This window comes from Pseudomonas sp. NPDC090203 (assembly GCF_044746765.1).
GTDB lineage: Bacteria > Pseudomonadota > Gammaproteobacteria > Pseudomonadales > Pseudomonadaceae > Aquipseudomonas > Aquipseudomonas putida_AD.
The window spans coordinates 22,351-38,433 of the sequence record NZ_JBIVCV010000017.1 but is presented as its reverse complement, the minus strand read 5'-3'; the positions used below and the strand labels follow the sequence as shown (position 1 = coordinate 38,433).

Annotated in this window: 13 protein-coding genes; 7 read left to right on the top strand and 6 right to left on the bottom strand. The window is 60.2% G+C overall.

From position 1 onward, the window contains the following. Positions 1-14 precede the first annotated feature (14 nt). The 5 genes from tssE to ACIPO9_RS24260 all read left to right on the top strand — a co-directional run bounded on the left by tssE (position 15) and on the right by ACIPO9_RS24260 (position 8,133). Complete coding sequence (tssE, locus tag ACIPO9_RS24280) at positions 15-533, top strand: type VI secretion system baseplate subunit TssE (RefSeq protein WP_400783969.1); 519 nt, start codon at positions 15-17, stop codon at positions 531-533. Beyond that, positions 530-2,389 (top strand): type VI secretion system baseplate subunit TssF, encoded by a 1,860-nt coding sequence (gene tssF / locus ACIPO9_RS24275; protein WP_400783968.1) that lies wholly within the window; start codon positions 530-532, stop codon positions 2,387-2,389. The genes tssE and tssF overlap by 4 nt, the downstream gene beginning before the upstream one ends. Beyond that, positions 2,353-3,432 (top strand): type VI secretion system baseplate subunit TssG, encoded by a 1,080-nt coding sequence (gene tssG, locus ACIPO9_RS24270; protein ID WP_400783967.1) that lies wholly within the window; start codon positions 2,353-2,355, stop codon positions 3,430-3,432. The genes tssF and tssG overlap by 37 nt, the downstream gene beginning before the upstream one ends. Then, a complete protein-coding gene (gene tssH, locus ACIPO9_RS24265; protein ID WP_400783965.1) occupies positions 3,425-6,097 on the top strand; it encodes a type VI secretion system ATPase TssH in 2,673 nt (890 codons plus the stop codon). The genes tssG and tssH overlap by 8 nt, the downstream gene beginning before the upstream one ends. Positions 6,098-6,189: 92 nt before the next feature. Beyond that, positions 6,190-8,133, top strand: coding sequence for a type VI secretion system tip protein VgrG (locus tag ACIPO9_RS24260; RefSeq protein WP_400783964.1), 1,944 nt, complete (start codon positions 6,190-6,192; stop codon positions 8,131-8,133). A gap of 89 nt (positions 8,134-8,222) precedes the next feature. Here the strand turns inward: ACIPO9_RS24260 and ACIPO9_RS24255 are convergent, their stop codons facing one another. The 6 genes from ACIPO9_RS24255 to ACIPO9_RS24230 all read right to left on the bottom strand — a co-directional run bounded on the left by ACIPO9_RS24255 (position 8,223) and on the right by ACIPO9_RS24230 (position 12,357). Continuing rightward, entirely contained in the window at positions 8,223-8,396 is a 174-nt protein-coding gene (locus ACIPO9_RS24255) for a hypothetical protein (protein WP_400783963.1), read from the bottom strand. Positions 8,397-8,582: 186 nt separating this feature from the next. Beyond that, on the bottom strand, positions 8,583-8,846 hold the full coding sequence (locus ACIPO9_RS24250) for a hypothetical protein (RefSeq protein ID WP_400783961.1): 264 nt from the start codon (positions 8,844-8,846) through the stop codon (positions 8,583-8,585). Between the two features lie 7 nt (positions 8,847-8,853). Then, positions 8,854-10,125: a PAAR domain-containing protein gene (locus ACIPO9_RS24245; protein WP_400783960.1), complete on the bottom strand. Its 1,272-nt coding sequence runs from the start codon at positions 10,123-10,125 to the stop codon at positions 8,854-8,856. Positions 10,126-10,131: 6 nt separating this feature from the next. Then, positions 10,132-10,590: a DUF1795 domain-containing protein gene (locus ACIPO9_RS24240; RefSeq protein WP_400783958.1), complete on the bottom strand. Its 459-nt coding sequence runs from the start codon at positions 10,588-10,590 to the stop codon at positions 10,132-10,134. A 208-nt stretch (positions 10,591-10,798) separates the two neighbouring features. Further along, positions 10,799-12,013, bottom strand: a complete 1,215-nt coding sequence (locus tag ACIPO9_RS24235; RefSeq protein ID WP_400783956.1) for a type II toxin-antitoxin system HipA family toxin — start codon at positions 12,011-12,013, stop codon at positions 10,799-10,801. Beyond that, the gene (locus ACIPO9_RS24230; RefSeq protein WP_400783955.1) at positions 12,013-12,357 is read right to left on the bottom strand and encodes a transcriptional regulator; all 345 of its coding nucleotides are present in this window, start codon (positions 12,355-12,357) and stop codon (positions 12,013-12,015) included. The genes ACIPO9_RS24235 and ACIPO9_RS24230 overlap by 1 nt, the downstream gene beginning before the upstream one ends. Positions 12,358-12,654: 297 nt before the next feature. On the opposite strand from ACIPO9_RS24230, the gene ACIPO9_RS24225 reads away from it, so the two are divergent. After that, positions 12,655-14,349: a molecular chaperone HscC gene (locus ACIPO9_RS24225; protein ID WP_400783954.1), complete on the top strand. Its 1,695-nt coding sequence runs from the start codon at positions 12,655-12,657 to the stop codon at positions 14,347-14,349. Between the two features lie 5 nt (positions 14,350-14,354). Further along, the gene (locus ACIPO9_RS24220) at positions 14,355-15,962 is read left to right on the top strand and encodes a J domain-containing protein (RefSeq protein WP_400783952.1); all 1,608 of its coding nucleotides are present in this window, start codon (positions 14,355-14,357) and stop codon (positions 15,960-15,962) included. Positions 15,963-16,083 lie beyond the last annotated feature (121 nt).

Sequence of the window (16,083 nt, the reverse complement as noted above, 5' to 3'; positions counted from 1 at the left end):
CCGGCGCCTGACGTATGGCCCTGCCTGGCTTGCCCCTACGAGAACGTCTGCAGCCATCGCTCCTTGACCGTCTTACCGACGAGGAGCCCGGCAATCCGCAGGAAAGTGCGGACAGGCGAGTGTTGTCACTCAACCAGCTCAAGGCCTCAGTGCTGCGGGATCTTGCATGGCTGCTCAACACCACGTCGTTGCTCGACACCCATGCAACGCTGCACACCCCGGCAGGCTCGTCGGTGGTCAATTTCGGCCTGCCCGCGCTGGCAGGAAACAGTGCGTCAAACATTGATGTGACCGTGCTGGAGAACGTGATCTATCGGGCTATCACCACCTTTGAGCCAAGAATTGTACGGCATACCCTGCGGGTGAGAGCCCAGGCGCGGCCGGAGCAGATGAACCATAACGCTCTGAGTTTCGAGATCGAAGGTGATCTGTGGGCGCAGCCCGTAGCAGTGCCGCTGCTGTTACGCACCGATCTGGATCTTGAGTCCGGCAAGGTGCACGTCGCGCAAGCCGAACAGCGGAGACGCCCATGAACCCGCGCCTGCTGGAACTGTATAACCAGGAGTTGCAACACGTACGCGAGAGCGCGGCGGAGTTCGCCAGGGAATACCCGAAAATCGCAGGACGGCTCACGCTGTCCGGGATCGACTGCGCAGACCCTTATGTCGAGCGTCTGCTGGAAGGGTTTGCATACCTCACGGCTCGCGTGCAGCTCAAACTCGACGCCGAGTACCCCACCTTCACCCAAAGTCTGCTGGAAATCGCCTACCCGCACTACCTGGCACCTACACCGTCGATGACCGTTGTGCAGATGCAGATCGACCCGGACGACGGGTCGCTCGACAGCGGATTCATCCTGCCCCGTGACAGCGTATTGCGTGCCACCCTGGGGCGCGATTCGCAAACGTCCTGCGAGTACCGCAGCGCTCATGAAGTGACACTGTGGCCGCTCAAGATCAGCCAGGCTGAATACTTCGGCAACCCTGCCACGGTGCTCGGACGCCTGGCGGCCAGCGAACCGAAGGCCAGGGCCGCTTTGCGACTAACCTTGCACACCGGCGCCGATCTGCCATTCAACAGCCTGAACCTGAACCATCTGCCCCTTTACCTGAACGGTGCAGACGAACTGCCATTCAGGCTTTATGAGCAACTGCTCGGCAATGCCTGCGCAGTATTCGCCCGACAGCCGGGAGCCGATTGGGTCGAGCGTCTGCCGGTCGATGCCTTACAACCCTGCGGGCTGGACGACCGTGAAGCGGCAATGCCGGTGGTCGCCCAGGCGTTTCAGGGTTACCGCCTGTTGCAGGAATACTTCGCACTCCCGCAGCGCTATCTGTTTGTTGTCCTCAGCCACCTCGGCCGTGCTGTGCAGCGTTGCACCGGGCAAGAGCTGGAGGTGATCGTGTTGTTCGACCGTCTCGACCAGAGTCTTGAAGGCAGTGTCGGGGCCGCGCAATTTCTGCCGTTCTGTACCCCTGCGATCAACCTGTTTCCTCGTCGGATAGACCGGATTCACCTCAGCGACCGCGTCAATGAGCATCACGTCATTGCCGACCGCACTCGGCCCATGGATTTCGAAATCCACTCTCTGACCGGCGTCACCGGGTACGGCAACGGCCCCGAGCAAGGGTTTCTGCCGTTCTACGCGGTGCGCGACCCGTCGCGTTACGGCCGGGACAATGCCTACTACACGGTGCGCCGAGAGCCGCGTATTCCATCGAGCGACCAGCGTCGCACGGGCATGCGCTCGACTTATGTAGGCAGCGAAACATTTGTCAGTCTGGTGGACAACCGGCAGGCGCCTTGTAGCCTCGAGCTGCGCCAATTAGGTGTAAGCGCTTTGTGCACCAACCGCGACCTGCCGCTGTTCATGAGCGTAGGCAGCGGCAAGACCGACTTCACCCTGGCGGGTAGCGCGCCGGTTTCGTCGATCCGCTGCGTGACCCGCCCCAGCCGCCCCCGCACCAGTCATGCCCACGATCAGCAGGCATGGCGCCTTATCAGCCAACTGTCGCTGAACTACCTTTCGCTGAGTGAGCCGGGCCAAGGCGCTGCCGCATTGCGTGAACTGCTGCGGCTGTACGGTGACAGCAGCGACACCACACTGCAGTTGCAGATCGAAGGCTTGCGTGAGGCGAGCAGCAAACCTTGCACGCGCCGCTTACCCATGCCCGGCCCGATCGTCTTCGGGCGTGGACTGGAGATCGCCCTGGAGTTCGACGAAAACGCCTTCCGTGGCACCGGCGTGTTCTTGCTGGGAGCAGTATTCGAGCGTTTTCTGTCTCGCTACGCATCCACCAACAGCTTTACCGAGACCGTGCTACGCACCAGCCAGCGCGGCGAGATCATGCGATGGAAAGCCAAGCCCGGCAGGCGTCCGACCCTGTGAGCATCCTCACCGATATTCACGCGCAGCCCTGGAATTACGATTTCTTTCAGGCGTTGCGGCGTATCGAATGCGAATCCCCGCACCTGCCACGCCTCGGTCACTCGTTGCGCCTGGTGGACGACCCGATACGCCTGGGTCAGCAACCCGATTGCGCGTTTGCACCTTCCACGCTGGCGGCAATGACGCTTGAGGACGAGGTAAAACCGGCGCGGTTGGAGCAATTTTTCTTCGGTCTTGGCGGACCTAACGGGCCGCTACCTCTGCACCTGACCGAGTACGTACGCGAGCGCCAGCGCAACAATGCCGACGATAGCAGCAAACGCTTCCTCGACATCTTTCATCACCGCCTGTTGAGCCTGTTCTATCGGGCCTGGGCAGAGGCGCGGCCCACCGTCAGCCATGACCGGCCAGATGATGACTACTGGTCTGCACGGCTGGCCGCATTCAGTGGTCGCGGCACGTCGCGCCTTCTGGACCACGGGCCGATTCCAGGCCCCGCCAAGCTGCATTTCAGCGGGCATCTTTCTGCAAAGACCCGCTACCCCGACGGCCTGAAAGCCATTATCGAGGACTACTTCGCCCTACCGGTCCAGATCGTGGAGTTTGTCGGCCAGTGGCTGGAACTACCCGAGCGAAGCGGCCTCGGCGCCTGCGCCAATCAGTTGGGTATCGATTTTTGCCTGGGTAGCCACGTATGGGATCGCCAGCACAAATTCCGCATTCGCCTGGGCCCACTCACGCTGGATGAGTACATGGAAATGCTGCCCGGCGGCGAGCCATTCCGGCATCTGGCGGCGTGGGTCATCGAGTACCAGGGTCACGAGCTGGATTGGGACCTGAACCTGGTGCTGCACCAGCGGCAGGTCCCGAAACTCCAGCTCAATGGCGAGTTTCGCCTGGGCTACAACACATGGTTGGGAAGCCCTTCGACAGACGCCGACGATCTGATCCTGGCCCATCAATACGCGGATCCGCCCCGCACTGCGGGTACAGCATCAGGCATTCATCCACACCAATCAGCAAGGAGCATGGAACATGGGTGAGATCAGTCGCGCCGCACTGTTCGGCAAACTCAACAGCACCGGATACAAGGCCATCGAAGCTGCCACCGTGTTCTGCAAACTGCGAGGCAATCCGTATGTGGAACTGGCCCACTGGTTTCATCAGTTGTTGCAGCTACAGGACTGCGACCTGCACCGCATCATTCGCCAGTTCAGTATCGAGCCCGCACATCTGGCCCGAGACCTTACCGATTCGCTGGATCACCTGCCCCGCGGCTCGACCTCGGTTACCGACCTGTCGTCCCATGTCGAGGAGGCCGTTGAGCGGGGCTGGGTGTATGCAAGCCTGATGTTCGGTGAGCGCCAGGTACGCACCGGTCATCTGCTGATCGGAATTCTCAAGACAGCAAGCCTGCGCAACGGGCTGCTCGCCCTGTCGTCCGAGTTTGAAAAGGTCAAGGTCGAATCCCTGTCCGAACGCTTCTGTGAATACATTGGCGATTCCCCGGAAAACGTCAGGGATGGTTTGGCCACGGGTGCAACGCCAGGCGAAGCCAGCGGAGCCATCGCCCCCAGCGCCATGGGCAAGCAGGAAGCACTGGGACGGTTTACGGTCGATATGACCGAACAGGCACGCAGCGGCGAACTGGACCCGATTGTCGGCCGCGACGTAGAGATTCGGCAGATGGTCGACATCCTCATGCGCCGCAGGCAGAACAACCCGATCCTCACCGGTGAAGCAGGTGTCGGCAAAACCGCTGTTGTCGAGGGACTGGCCCTGCGAATCGTCGCCGGCGACGTACCGCCCGCACTCAAGGACGTCGAGTTGCGCAGCCTGGACCTGGGTCTGCTGCAAGCTGGCGCAAGCATGAAGGGCGAGTTCGAACAGCGTTTGCGTCACGTCATCGAGGAGGTTCAAGCCTCGCCCAAGCCGATCATTCTGTTCATAGACGAAGCTCATACGCTGGTCGGTGCCGGAGGGGCGTCCGGGACCGGTGATGCGGCTAACCTGCTCAAGCCGGCACTGGCGCGGGGAACTCTGCGCACCGTTGCCGCCACGACATGGGCCGAATACAAGAAACACATCGAGAAAGACCCTGCCCTCACACGGCGCTTTCAGGTGGTGCAGGTGGACGAGCCCTGCGAAGACAAGGCGCTGATGATGATGCGCGGCGTGGCCTCAACCATGGAACAGCATCATCAGGTGCAGATCCTCGACGAAGCACTGGAAGCCTCGGTGAAACTGTCCCACCGCTACATTCCGGCGCGGCAGTTGCCGGATAAATCCGTCAGCCTGCTCGACACTGCCTGTGCACGGGTTGCGGTCAGCCTGCATGCAGTGCCGGCCGAGGTAGACGACAGTCGCAGACGCATCCAGGCGCTGGAAACCGAGCTTCAGATCATCGCCCGTGAGCACTCCATTGGTATCGACACCAGTGCTCGACGCCTCAGCAACGAAATCCTTTCAGGGATCGAGCGTGAGCGGCTCGTACAGCTGGAGCAGCGTTGGAAGGAGGAAAGGTCGCTGGTCGATGAGCTGCTGGCGACCCGCGCCGAGTTACACGAGATCACCGGCACAGCGAATCCTGTGACGGATACCGCACAGTCTGATCGCATGCGTGATCGACTGGCCGAATTGCAGGCGCAACTCAGCGCTGTGCAATGTGAAAACCCGTTGATTCTGCCCACTGTGGACTATCAGGCCGTAGCCTCGGTGGTGGCGGACTGGACCGGCATCCCCGTGGGGCGCATGGCGCGCAACGAGCTGGAAACCGTGCTGAACCTCGATTACCACCTGAAAAAGCGCATCATTGGTCAGGACCACGCGCTCCAGATGATCGCCAAACGTATTCAAACCTCTCGCGCGGGCCTGGACAACCCGAGCAAACCCATCGGCGTGTTCATGCTGGCGGGTACCTCAGGCGTGGGCAAGACCGAAACTGCGCTGGCTTTGGCGGAAGCCATGTATGGCGGCGAACAGAACCTCATCACCATCAACATGAGCGAATTCCAGGAGCCCCACACGGTATCTACCCTGAAGGGGGCGCCACCGGGCTATATCGGCTACGGCGAAGGAGGCGTGCTGACTGAAGCGGTACGGCGCAAACCTTATAGCGTCGTACTGCTCGACGAGGTGGAAAAAGCGCATCCGGATGTTCACGAGATCTTCTTCCAGGTGTTCGACAAAGGCGTGATGGAGGATGGCGAAGGTCGAGTCATCGACTTCAAGAACACCCTGATCCTGCTGACCACGAACGCGGGCACCGAATTGATTTCGCGTCTGTGTCAGAACGCGCAACACATGCCCCCTCCCCAAGACATCGCGCAGGCGCTGCGCCAGCCACTACTCGAAATTTTTCCGCCCGCGCTGCTCGGTCGCCTGGTGACCATCCCTTACTACCCACTCAGCGACAGCATGCTCAGAACGATCACTGGCCTGCAGCTGGACCGCATCAAGAAACGGGTCGAGAACACGCACAATGTGCAATTCGACTACGACGACGGGGTCATCGATCTGATCGTCTCGCGCTGCGGCGAAACCGAGAGTGGCGGACGGATGATCGATACCCTCCTGACCAACACCCTGCTGCCGGACATGAGCCGCGAATTCCTCACGCGCCTACTGGAAGCCAGGCCGATGGCGAATGTGAGCGTCCGTGCGCGGGATAACCAGTTCGAGTACCGGTTCAGCAACGACGAAACATGAATTTTTAGCAGCAGGGTTTGCCGGCGGGATGCTATCGCCGCCAAGCCGCGCTACTACAGGTCGTCAAAATGAATATATCAGCGGATCAGTCCATGCAATTCATGCAGCTCACTCGCTTCGCCCAAGTCAGCAGTCCCCTGGGGCCGGACATCCTGTTACTCAGCCAGATGACCGGCGGCGATGATCTGGGGCGCCTGTTCGAATTCAGGTTACAGCTGACCTCCAGTGACGATGCCATTGACCTGAACCAGTTACTGGGCAAACCCATGAGTGTGGCGTTGCAAATGAGTGCGGGGCGCACCCGGTATTTTCACGGCCTGGTCGCAAGCTGCAGCCAGGGTGTCGATGACGGTCAGTTCGCAAGCTATCAGGTCGTTCTGCGACCCTGGCTGTGGCTACTGACCCGCACCTCGGACTGCCGGATTTTCCAGCACATGACCGTTGCGCAGATCATCAAGCAAGTGTTCCGCGATCTGGGCTTTTCCGATTTCCAAGATGCTCTAAGCCGCCCCTATCGCGAGTGGGAATACTGCGTCCAGTACCGCGAAACCAGCTTCAACTTCGTCAGCCGCCTGATGGAGCAGGAAGGCATCTACTATTTCTTCCGCCATGAAAAAGATCGCCACGTCATGGTGCTCGCCGATGCGTACGGCGCACATCAGCCCGAGCCCGGCTACGAGACGGTCCCCTTCTATCCTCCAGACGGCCAACACCGCGAACGCGACCACATCAGCGATTGGCGCATGGCGCAACAGGTGCAACCCGGCTCCCTGGAGCTCAACGACTATGACTTCCAGCGACCCAGCGCACACATTGACGTGCGTTCGGCCATGCCTCGTCCCCATGCAGCGGGGGGCTATCCGCTGTTCGATTACCCCGGCACCTACGTCCAGAGTGACGACGGCGAACACTACGCCCGGACACGTATCGAGGCGATCCAGGGCCAGCACGAACGCATCGACCTGAGCAGCAACGCCCGTGGGCTAGGCGCTGGGCATCTGTTCAGCATGAGCGGCTTTAGCCGCCGGGATCAAAATCGCGAGTACCTGATCGTCGGTGCGACATACGGCATCACCCAAGAACGCCTGGAATCGGGCATCAGCTCTTCAGGCCCGCAATTTCAGAGCACCCTGGTTTGCATCGACGCCCACCAGAGCTTTCGTTCGCCCGCCGACACCCCGTGTCCCATCGTCCGGGGCCCACAGACCGCAGTGGTCGTCGGCCCCGAACAAGAGGAAATCTTCACCAACCAGTACGGCCAGGTGAAGGTGCATTTCCATTGGGATCGCCACGATCAGTTCAACGAAAACAGCTCCTGCTGGATCCGCGTTTCACAAGCCTGGGCCGGCAAGAACTGGGGATCGATGCAGATTCCGCGCATCGGACAGGAAGTCATCGTCAGCTTCCTGGAAGGCGACCCCAACCGCCCGATCATCACCGGCCGCGTCTACAACGCAGAACAGACCGTGCCCTACGATCTGCCCGCCAACGCAACGCAGAGCGGCATGAAAAGCCGGTCGAGCAAAGGCGGCACGCCAGCGAACTTCAACGAAATCCGCATGGAAGACAAGAAAGGCGCCGAGCAGTTGTACATCCATGCCGAGCGCAATCAGGACATCGTCGTGGAAGTGGATGAAAGCCACTCCGTGGGACATGACCGGGCAAAAAGCATTGGCAACGATGAGACCGTCACCATTGGCCAGGATCGACTGCGCGCGGTCCGGCGCAACGACACGCTGAAGGTAGGCGGTGCCAAATCCGACAGCGTGAGCACCGAATACCTGATTGAAGCTGGCTCCCGGATTCGCCTCGTTTGTGGGCAAAGCGTCATGGAGCTGAACGCCAGTGGCGAAATCAACATCTCGGGCTCATCGTTCAAGATCTACGCAAGCGGCAAAGGTGATATCGATACCGGAGGCCGGCTGGATCTGAATTCGGGCGGTGCTGGTGAGGTGGATGCCAGAGGTGAGGGCATCAAAGCGACAATTGACTCGGCGGTGGAGGCGTTTTTTTCGGGGAAGGCGACGACCGAATAATCAATCCCCGCCGGGAATCTGTCCTCAAGCAGTTCCCTCGCTATCTCATCATGTCCTCTAAAGTGTCAGGCGTAGAGGCAGGTGATTGCTCACTCAACACCCAATAAGCTGGTCAGAGCACGATGGTATTCGGCGCCCCTCTGCTGATCTTTATCAGTGACGGTAGGGAGCCGGGTCAGGTCGAGGTCGTCCCGGATGTCGTCGGCCATCTTGACCTTTCTTGCCAAGCACTCCAGCGCGATAGCGTTTTCGAGACTACTCATATTGTTGATTCCCAAGACCACCTCTCACCTCGTCGTAATACATCGCGCCCGCTTTCGGCGGTGGGTGTGTTTGCTCTGAGCGGGCGGCGGAAAACTCATCCATTGCAGGCGAGCCTTTTTCAAACCGCTTCTAGGTTATCTGACCTGCCTTAGCGCGGCACAACCGAGTGCTGGCAACGCCGCACATCAGAGTGCAGTGCCTCTGTTCGCCCCGGGCTGAATCATCAGGAGCGCATCAAGCTCTCTTCGCCTGCAGCGCGTCACAAAACACACAGCTGCCTCAACATCCTTTTGGAAAAGCTCTAAGGTAGGGCGATCGATCACATAATACTCCTCGTAGTCGACCATCCCGTTACTGACCGGAAATGACACATAAAATCGACCTGTAGTTTCCTCGACTCCCAAGGAGAACATATGCTCAGCGCTGACAAGGATATCTTTGAACTTCATGATTTTCCTAAAAGTGCAATGGGAAGTGAGTGATCGCACCTGCAGCGATAGCTCCGGCATCGATGACCGCTTCACTATTGCCACCGGGTAGTTTGCCTCCGGGAATCCACAATTCGTTTGCTCCAGCCTCGTTTCCTGAAGGAATACGTAAGTTAAGGTCTCTTGGTGTCGGTATATCAACCCGCATCAGGGTATTGTTTTCAAGAAAATCTTTTGGCAGTCCAAGCGCTTTTTCTATTGCGCGCTTGTCACCGTTCGTACTAACCCAGAGTTGGTCCGCTTCATACTTGGGCATTATGAAGGACGTTCCATCGCGCTGCGCTATACCGTACTTCTCCAGGTTAGACTGAGTCATGAAGCGCGATGCTCCCTTGTCGAATAGGCTCAGATGCTCGGCAACATACTTAGCCTCGAGATACTCTATCGCTTCCGGCCTTGACCCCTTGGGCATGGCCAGAATGTCAGCTTCGGTGAAGCCGGGTTTGAACTTGTTGGCTGGAGGGTCGGTGGGCTTGGCCAGCTTCGCCATTCTCGGCCCGAGGCCAAGCAATGCCATGCCTGCTATTCCTTGGAACAGATCACGACAACCTGGCCCGAGCCGATCACCTAGTTCTCCCAGTAAAGCCAACCCACCGATGACCGCTCCGCCGACCACCACGACACCCACCAGTGCAGTGACGCCAGCCATGGCAGCCAGCACAAGTCCCGCCCCTGCGGCGATAAAACCCAGCGCTTCGAGGCCGGTGTGCATCCAGCTCTCGATGTTGAGGACAAACGCCACCGACTCCGTCGGCCCTCCTATAAACGTATTCTCACTACCGCTCTTGATGTGCGCCCCACACACCATCTTGCTGTGCAAGCGCGCGGCAGGTTTGCCGTTGATGTAAACCGTCGCGCTACCTTCGGCGATGAGCACCGAAAACGGCCACATCGGATGACTGAGTGGCAAGCCACTGCAGGATGCAGATGGATCCTCGCCAGCTCGCATGGCGTTGCGGTTGTTGATGAAGACGTCGAAACTGCCTTGGATCAGGGTCCCGGTGGCGGGCTCTGGCAGGTTGAAAATTGCGCTCAGACCTTTGACAACCTGGTACATCGACAAACCGCCTGCCGCAATCGACCCGGCCATGATCGCGAGCGCTACACCTCCCGTGGCGACTGCGGCAGCGACTACTGCCGCCCCGATCAACGCGCCGGCCACGGCTCCGCCGATCATCGCGGCAACACCAAAACCGTGAGCTATTTCGTCGCCCAGACGTGCTGCGGCCTGCGCATCCATTAGCCGTCAGCTTCCTGGGCTGGTGGATGCCTCGGTTAATGTCGGCCTGGGAGTCAGCGTGGCCATCACCTTTTTCCAGGCAGCCTCGTGGTGAATGAGATCGCCGGGATGTGTGGTAAGGGTGGTTATCAGCACGGCAGGCTTGTGCTCAATGAACACCTGCCGCAGGAACAGGTCCCGGCCTTCGCGCTGCCATGTGTAGTCCAGCAGTGACGCAGGGTGGCCATGAAGAACGAAGTCCCAGGTCTGGACGAGTGTGAACCCAGGCAACTGCTGTTCCGCACTCTTCAACTGATTGGCAATGTAATCAGCGAACGTCTCGTCACCTTGACCGGCATCACGACTGATTACGAAACTCGCCTCCTTCGCCCCGCCCACAGCGGGCAATTTGAAGATGTTGATGCTTTGGTCCTGCCAGGACTGAGGGACTTCGAGATCGGCTTCTTGAATTCGATAGGGCGTCATCGGCGAGGCGTTCCCTGCACGTGTGGATGAGGTGCGAGAACGCATCAATGTCCAGACATGTCGAGACTGTGACGATCCGCCCTCTTACAGGGCCGTTTTATGCCAGTTACGGGGAAGGGACGATGCAGGCACAAGCCTAGAGAGGCTGTAGGGGGTTTCCGAAACGTTTGCAGTACTTGGGATTTGCATAACGTCGCCCACCACGTATCTACCCCCGCATACGCGACGAATTCACCGCCTCACACGCCATATCAAGATCGGTACCCGCCAACCAGCTGCCGTAATGCGCTTTCAACGCGTCTTCCCAGCTCGCCACCTCGTCCAGCACATTGCGGGCGTCGTCGAGGGACAGCGCGAAGTGCGCGTGATGGCTGAGCAGGTTTGCACGGCTCACTTTCCGGCCTTCTTTTCCAACCGCCATGGCCAGCGTTTGCGCGGGGCCCTCGCCGAGGATCGGCAGCACGTCGTACATGGGTGAAAGACGCCATTGGCCCTCCAGCCAGATGATTGCATGATTGCGCGGATGGTCATCACCGTTACCGACCAGCGCGTTGTAGCACATGCGCTTAAACAGCTCTTGCAGGTCCTCGTCCGGCACACCACGCCTACGCATTTCATCGGCGACTGCCGCGTATCGCCAGTCGTGGTGGTGTTGGTCGTTCCATTCCGAGTCCAGCAAGGTCAGTGCGCTGAGCATGGGGATTCGTCTTGCCCCCTCGGCGAGAGGCGTGCGGTCAAAACGTTCGATCAGCAAGGTCGCTGGTTTTTCTGCATGTAAGGCGGTTTTGGCCACGTTCATGCCCTTTGAGGCGGCAAAGGTCATGCAGGCAAATTCAATCGCGGGTAAATCGTAATCGTCGTAGCGGTCCCGGGGTTTTGCCAGGATCAGCATCCCTTTGTCCTGCAGCGTTCGCTTCGGTCGCGCGCCTCCGAGTGAGGAACGCTGCTGGCGGATGGCGAGCGCCCTGATCGCATGTTCGTCCAGTTGATTGTCGTACACGGCCTCGCACGCCTCGACGAATTTTGCCAGGCCTTTGAGTGTGGGCATCGGGCTGTCTCCCAAACCTGCGGTTGGCTCAGGGGTAGTGCCGGCCATGAGGTTGCCAATCCGATCGCTGTTCGGTGACTTGAGCAAATAATCGATCGATGCCAACTCCTGGCCATAGGTGCGATGCAGCAACCGCTCTCCCCAGCCGTCCGGCATCGCGTCGTTGATGAACCCCGGAATACCGCGATTCTTGCTGATACCGGTATACGCCTCGCCGCGCAGGGGATAGTTGACGGGATCAGGCACCCACCCTCCCCGCGCGACGTAGTCTGGCGCATAGACAAACTCACCCACCGCCCCCTTCAGCGTCAGCCTCCCCAGCGTCAGCAACTCTTCAGTCTGCGGATGCTCCATGTAGATATAGGCACGAGACATCAGAAGTCCTCCGGCTTGGGTTTGACCAGTCTTACCCGCCGGGACGCGAGGCTTTGGTAGGTGTCGTCGTCCTGGACATATCGGCTGATCTGCGACGACTGCTCGATCCCGTCCAGCGAGGCGAAGACTTGTTCGGTGAGGCCCAGGCGCCAGAGCACGAGCATGAAAGACCGTAGGTCTATGCGTTCGGAGCCGCCTTCGATCTTGCGAAGCGTATGGGCGGAGATGCCGATGGCTTGGGTGATGTCGGACTGACGCAAGCCCAGGGCCAGGCGCCTGGCCTTGACGAGAAGTCCGATTTTGCTGAGGCTATCGGCGCAGGCGACGGGGAAGAAGGCTTCCATAATGTTCACTGAATTGAGCGTTAGGCTAGATAATATCGACTTTAGCACGCTTTAAAAGATGGACTACGGCTATTTAATGTTTGCCAGAATAAACATTATCTGACTTAACACTCACTAAAGTAGATATTAAGTTTGGCCGACACTGAGGGAGTTTGTGCAGCACGGCTTCGTGGCCAGGGCTCAGAACGCACCCCAATCTCAAGCCCACCCCCTCCCCGCCGATAACCTCTAATCACCACCCTGTCTTTTTCGTCTACCTGATACAGACACAGCAGTCCCGCAAGGAGCACGTTCGGCATGATCGTCGGTATAGATCTTGGTACCACCAACAGCCTGGTCGCCGTCTGGCGCGATGGCGCCACGCAACTGGTCAGCAATGCGCTGGGGGAGTTGTTGACGCCCAGTGTCGTCGGGCTGGATGACGAGGGGCATGTGCTGGTGGGCAAAGCCGCTCGCGAGCGTTTGCAGACGCATCCGGGTACGACTACGGCGCTGTTCAAGCGGCACATGGGCAGTGCTCATGAGGTGAAGCTGGGTGCGCGCAGTTATCGGCCGGAGGAGTTGTCGGCGCTGGTGCTCAAGAGTCTGAAGTCGGACGTGGAGCGCGCCTTTGGCGAACCGGTGACGGAGGCGGTCATCAGTGTGCCGGCGTATTTCAGCGATGCGCAGCGCAAGGCGACGCGGGTGGCCGGTGAGCTGGCGGGGCTGAAGGTCGACAAGCTGATCAACGAACCCACGGCGGCGGCCCTGGCCTACGGGCTGCATCAGAAGGAAGGCGAGACGTCCTTTCTGGTGTTCGACCTGGGCGGCGGCACGTTCGACGTGTCGATTCTGGAGTTGTTCGAGGGTGTGATGGAGGTGCGCGCCAGCGCGGGGGATAACTTCCTGGGCGGCGAGGATTTCGATCAGTTGCTGATGGAGCATTTCGTTTCGCTGCACAAGGGCGAGACGGCGTTCCCGACCATTCACTCGGTCAAGCAGGCGCTGCGCCGCGAGGCGGAGCGGGTGCGCAAGGCGCTGGGCCAGGAGGCGAGCGTCGATTTCGTGCTGCGTCACGCTGACCGCGAATGGCGCCAGAGCATCACTCAGGACCAGTTGATCAAGCTCTACACGCCGCTGCTCGACCGCCTGCGCGCGCCCATCGAGCGTGCGTTGCGGGATGCGCGTATTCGCGTCGCGGATCTGGACGAAATCCTGCTGGTGGGCGGCACCACGCGCATGCCGCTGATTCGTAAGCTGACGGCCAGTCTGTTTGGCCGCTTCCCGTCCATCACCCTCAACCCCGACGAGGTGGTGGCCCAGGGCGCGGCGATTCAGGCGGCGCTCAAGGCTCGGGATTCGGCGCTGGAAGAAGTGGTGCTGACGGATGTCTGCCCTTACACGCTGGGCATCGAAGTGTCGCGCACCATGGGCAAGGTTCAGGAGGCAGGCCATTACCTGCCGATCATCGAGCGCAACAGCGTGGTGCCGGTGAGCCGGGTGAAAACGGTGAACACCCTGCAGGACAACCAGCGCCACGTGATCGTGAATATTTTCCAGGGTGAAAGCCGGCTGGTGAAGGACAACATCGCGCTGGGCGAACTGGAAATCCAGGTGCCGCCGCACAAGGCGGGCGAGGTCGAGATCGACGTGCGTTTCACCTACGACAGCAACGGCATCCTGGAAGCCGACGTGCGCATCCCCATGACCGGCGAGGCGCACACGCTGGTCATCGAGAACAACCCCGGCGTGCTGTCTGCCGCCGAGATACAGGAGCGGCTCAAGGCGCTGGAGTCCTTGAAGATCCATCCGCGCGAGCAGCAGGTGAACACCCACATGGTGGCGCGTCTGGAGCGGCTTTATCAGGAATACCTGGGTGATGCCCGCGAGTTGATCGGCATGTGGGCCAGCCAGTTCCAGCAGGTGCTGGAGACTCAGGATGAACGCCAGATCGGCGAGGTGCGCAAGCGTCTGGTCGAGCAGGTGGACCGGTTCGAACGCGGGGAGTGGTAAGCCAGATGGATCATTGGAGCGTTCTTGAACTGGACCGCGATGCTGACGAACGCAGCATCAAGCGTCAGTACGCCAGGCTTTTGAAGGTCAATCGTCCGGACGACGATCCGCAGGCGTTTCAGCGCCTGCGCGAAGCCTATGAACATGCGCTGAACTGGGCGCGGATGCGCGAGTACGAAGACGAGGAAGAGTACGTTGAGGTCGAGACTTCCTCGATCAGCGACGAGCCTGAAATCGCGCCGCAGCAGATGAGTGCCGAGCAGCCCGCGCTGACCGATTGGGGCCCGACGTCTTCGGAGCTCGCCGCCAAGCTGGCACTGGAGCTGGCCAGCCACACGACCGACAGCAACCTGCAGCAACAGTATCTGCAAGCCCAGGAGCAAGGCTGCGCGGCACCGTTCCAGCAGGCGTTGCTCAACCGTTGCCTGCAGGACCCCAAGGCCAATATTCCCCTGTTGCAGGCGGGTATTGCGCACCTGCACTGGCTGACGCCCTGGCAAACCACGCCCATCAACCCCGATCAGGAAGGCTGGCTGACCGAAGCCTTGCTGGACGACCAGCGCGAGGGCTTCGAGGCGTCGCTGGCCAAGGGCGACGAGCGTGGTCTGTTCGGTGCCATAGAAACCTTGAGCCGCCAGCCGTGGCTCAATGCCCTGGAGCGCCGCCAGCAGTTGTATCGCTGGATGCTGGTGTTTCTGCACAACACCCAGGGCTGGTCGCCATCGCTGTTCGACCGGATCTGCACCTTGTTCGGCTGGGACATCAACAGCCGCACGACACCGCAGCCCGATTTCATCTGGCACGGCCTGATCGAGCGTTGCGAGAAACAGGAGTACCTCAAGCAGCTTCAGCGCAGCCTGATCCGTGGCTCGACCCGCACCGATGAGCAGGCCGCCGTACTGGTGCTCGACCCACCCGCCAGCAATGCCGAGCGTGTGCACCTGGTGCGCAACGGCAATGCCGATCTGTGGGAAACCTGCGAGCTGTTGTGCAGCAAGTTGACCCATCGCTTCCCGGACCTGCTGGAGCATTTCCCCAATGCCGACCTGCAAGGCTGGCGTGAATTGCACACGCGCCCGGTTCACGTGCGCCGCTGGCTGTGGATTGGCTGGATGCTCATGGCGCTGACCTGCACCCTGCCGCAGCACATGCTGTCGCGGCCGACCTCGTTTGCGGATGTCGCGGCACTCTTGGGTGTGTACCCGGTGCTGATGACTGCGGTGTGCATGTTCGTCATGCGCATCTGGGGGCCGGTCGCGACCGCCCTGCGAGCTCAGGACGAGTGGCTGAGCAGGCGGTTGCTGCCGGATTGGCTGAGCTGGCCCGGGTGCCAGGCGCTGGTGATGCGTCACGGCGTGCCGCTGGCGCTTGCGAGCTACATGGGTTCGCAAGTGGGGGCGTGGGAATCGGGGTGTTTTGCCGTGCTTATGCTGCTGTGGATATTTGCCTCGCCCGGACGCTATCCGAAGGCATATGCGGCGCTGCGCGAGAAGATCGGTGAGCGGTTTGCCAGGGTGAAACGCGGGCCGCTGATATTTGCCGCGGTGGTGCTGGTGTTTACGGCGTACAAGGCGCTGACCTACCCGGAGTTTCAGGTCTGGTTCGCCCGGTAAGCCTGTAGGAGCGCGCTTACCCGCGATTGCGTCGTGTCATTCAACACATTTGGCACAGGCAGATCGCGGTCGCGGGCAAGCGCGCTCCTACAAGGTGAGCGGTGATTCACAAAATAGATAC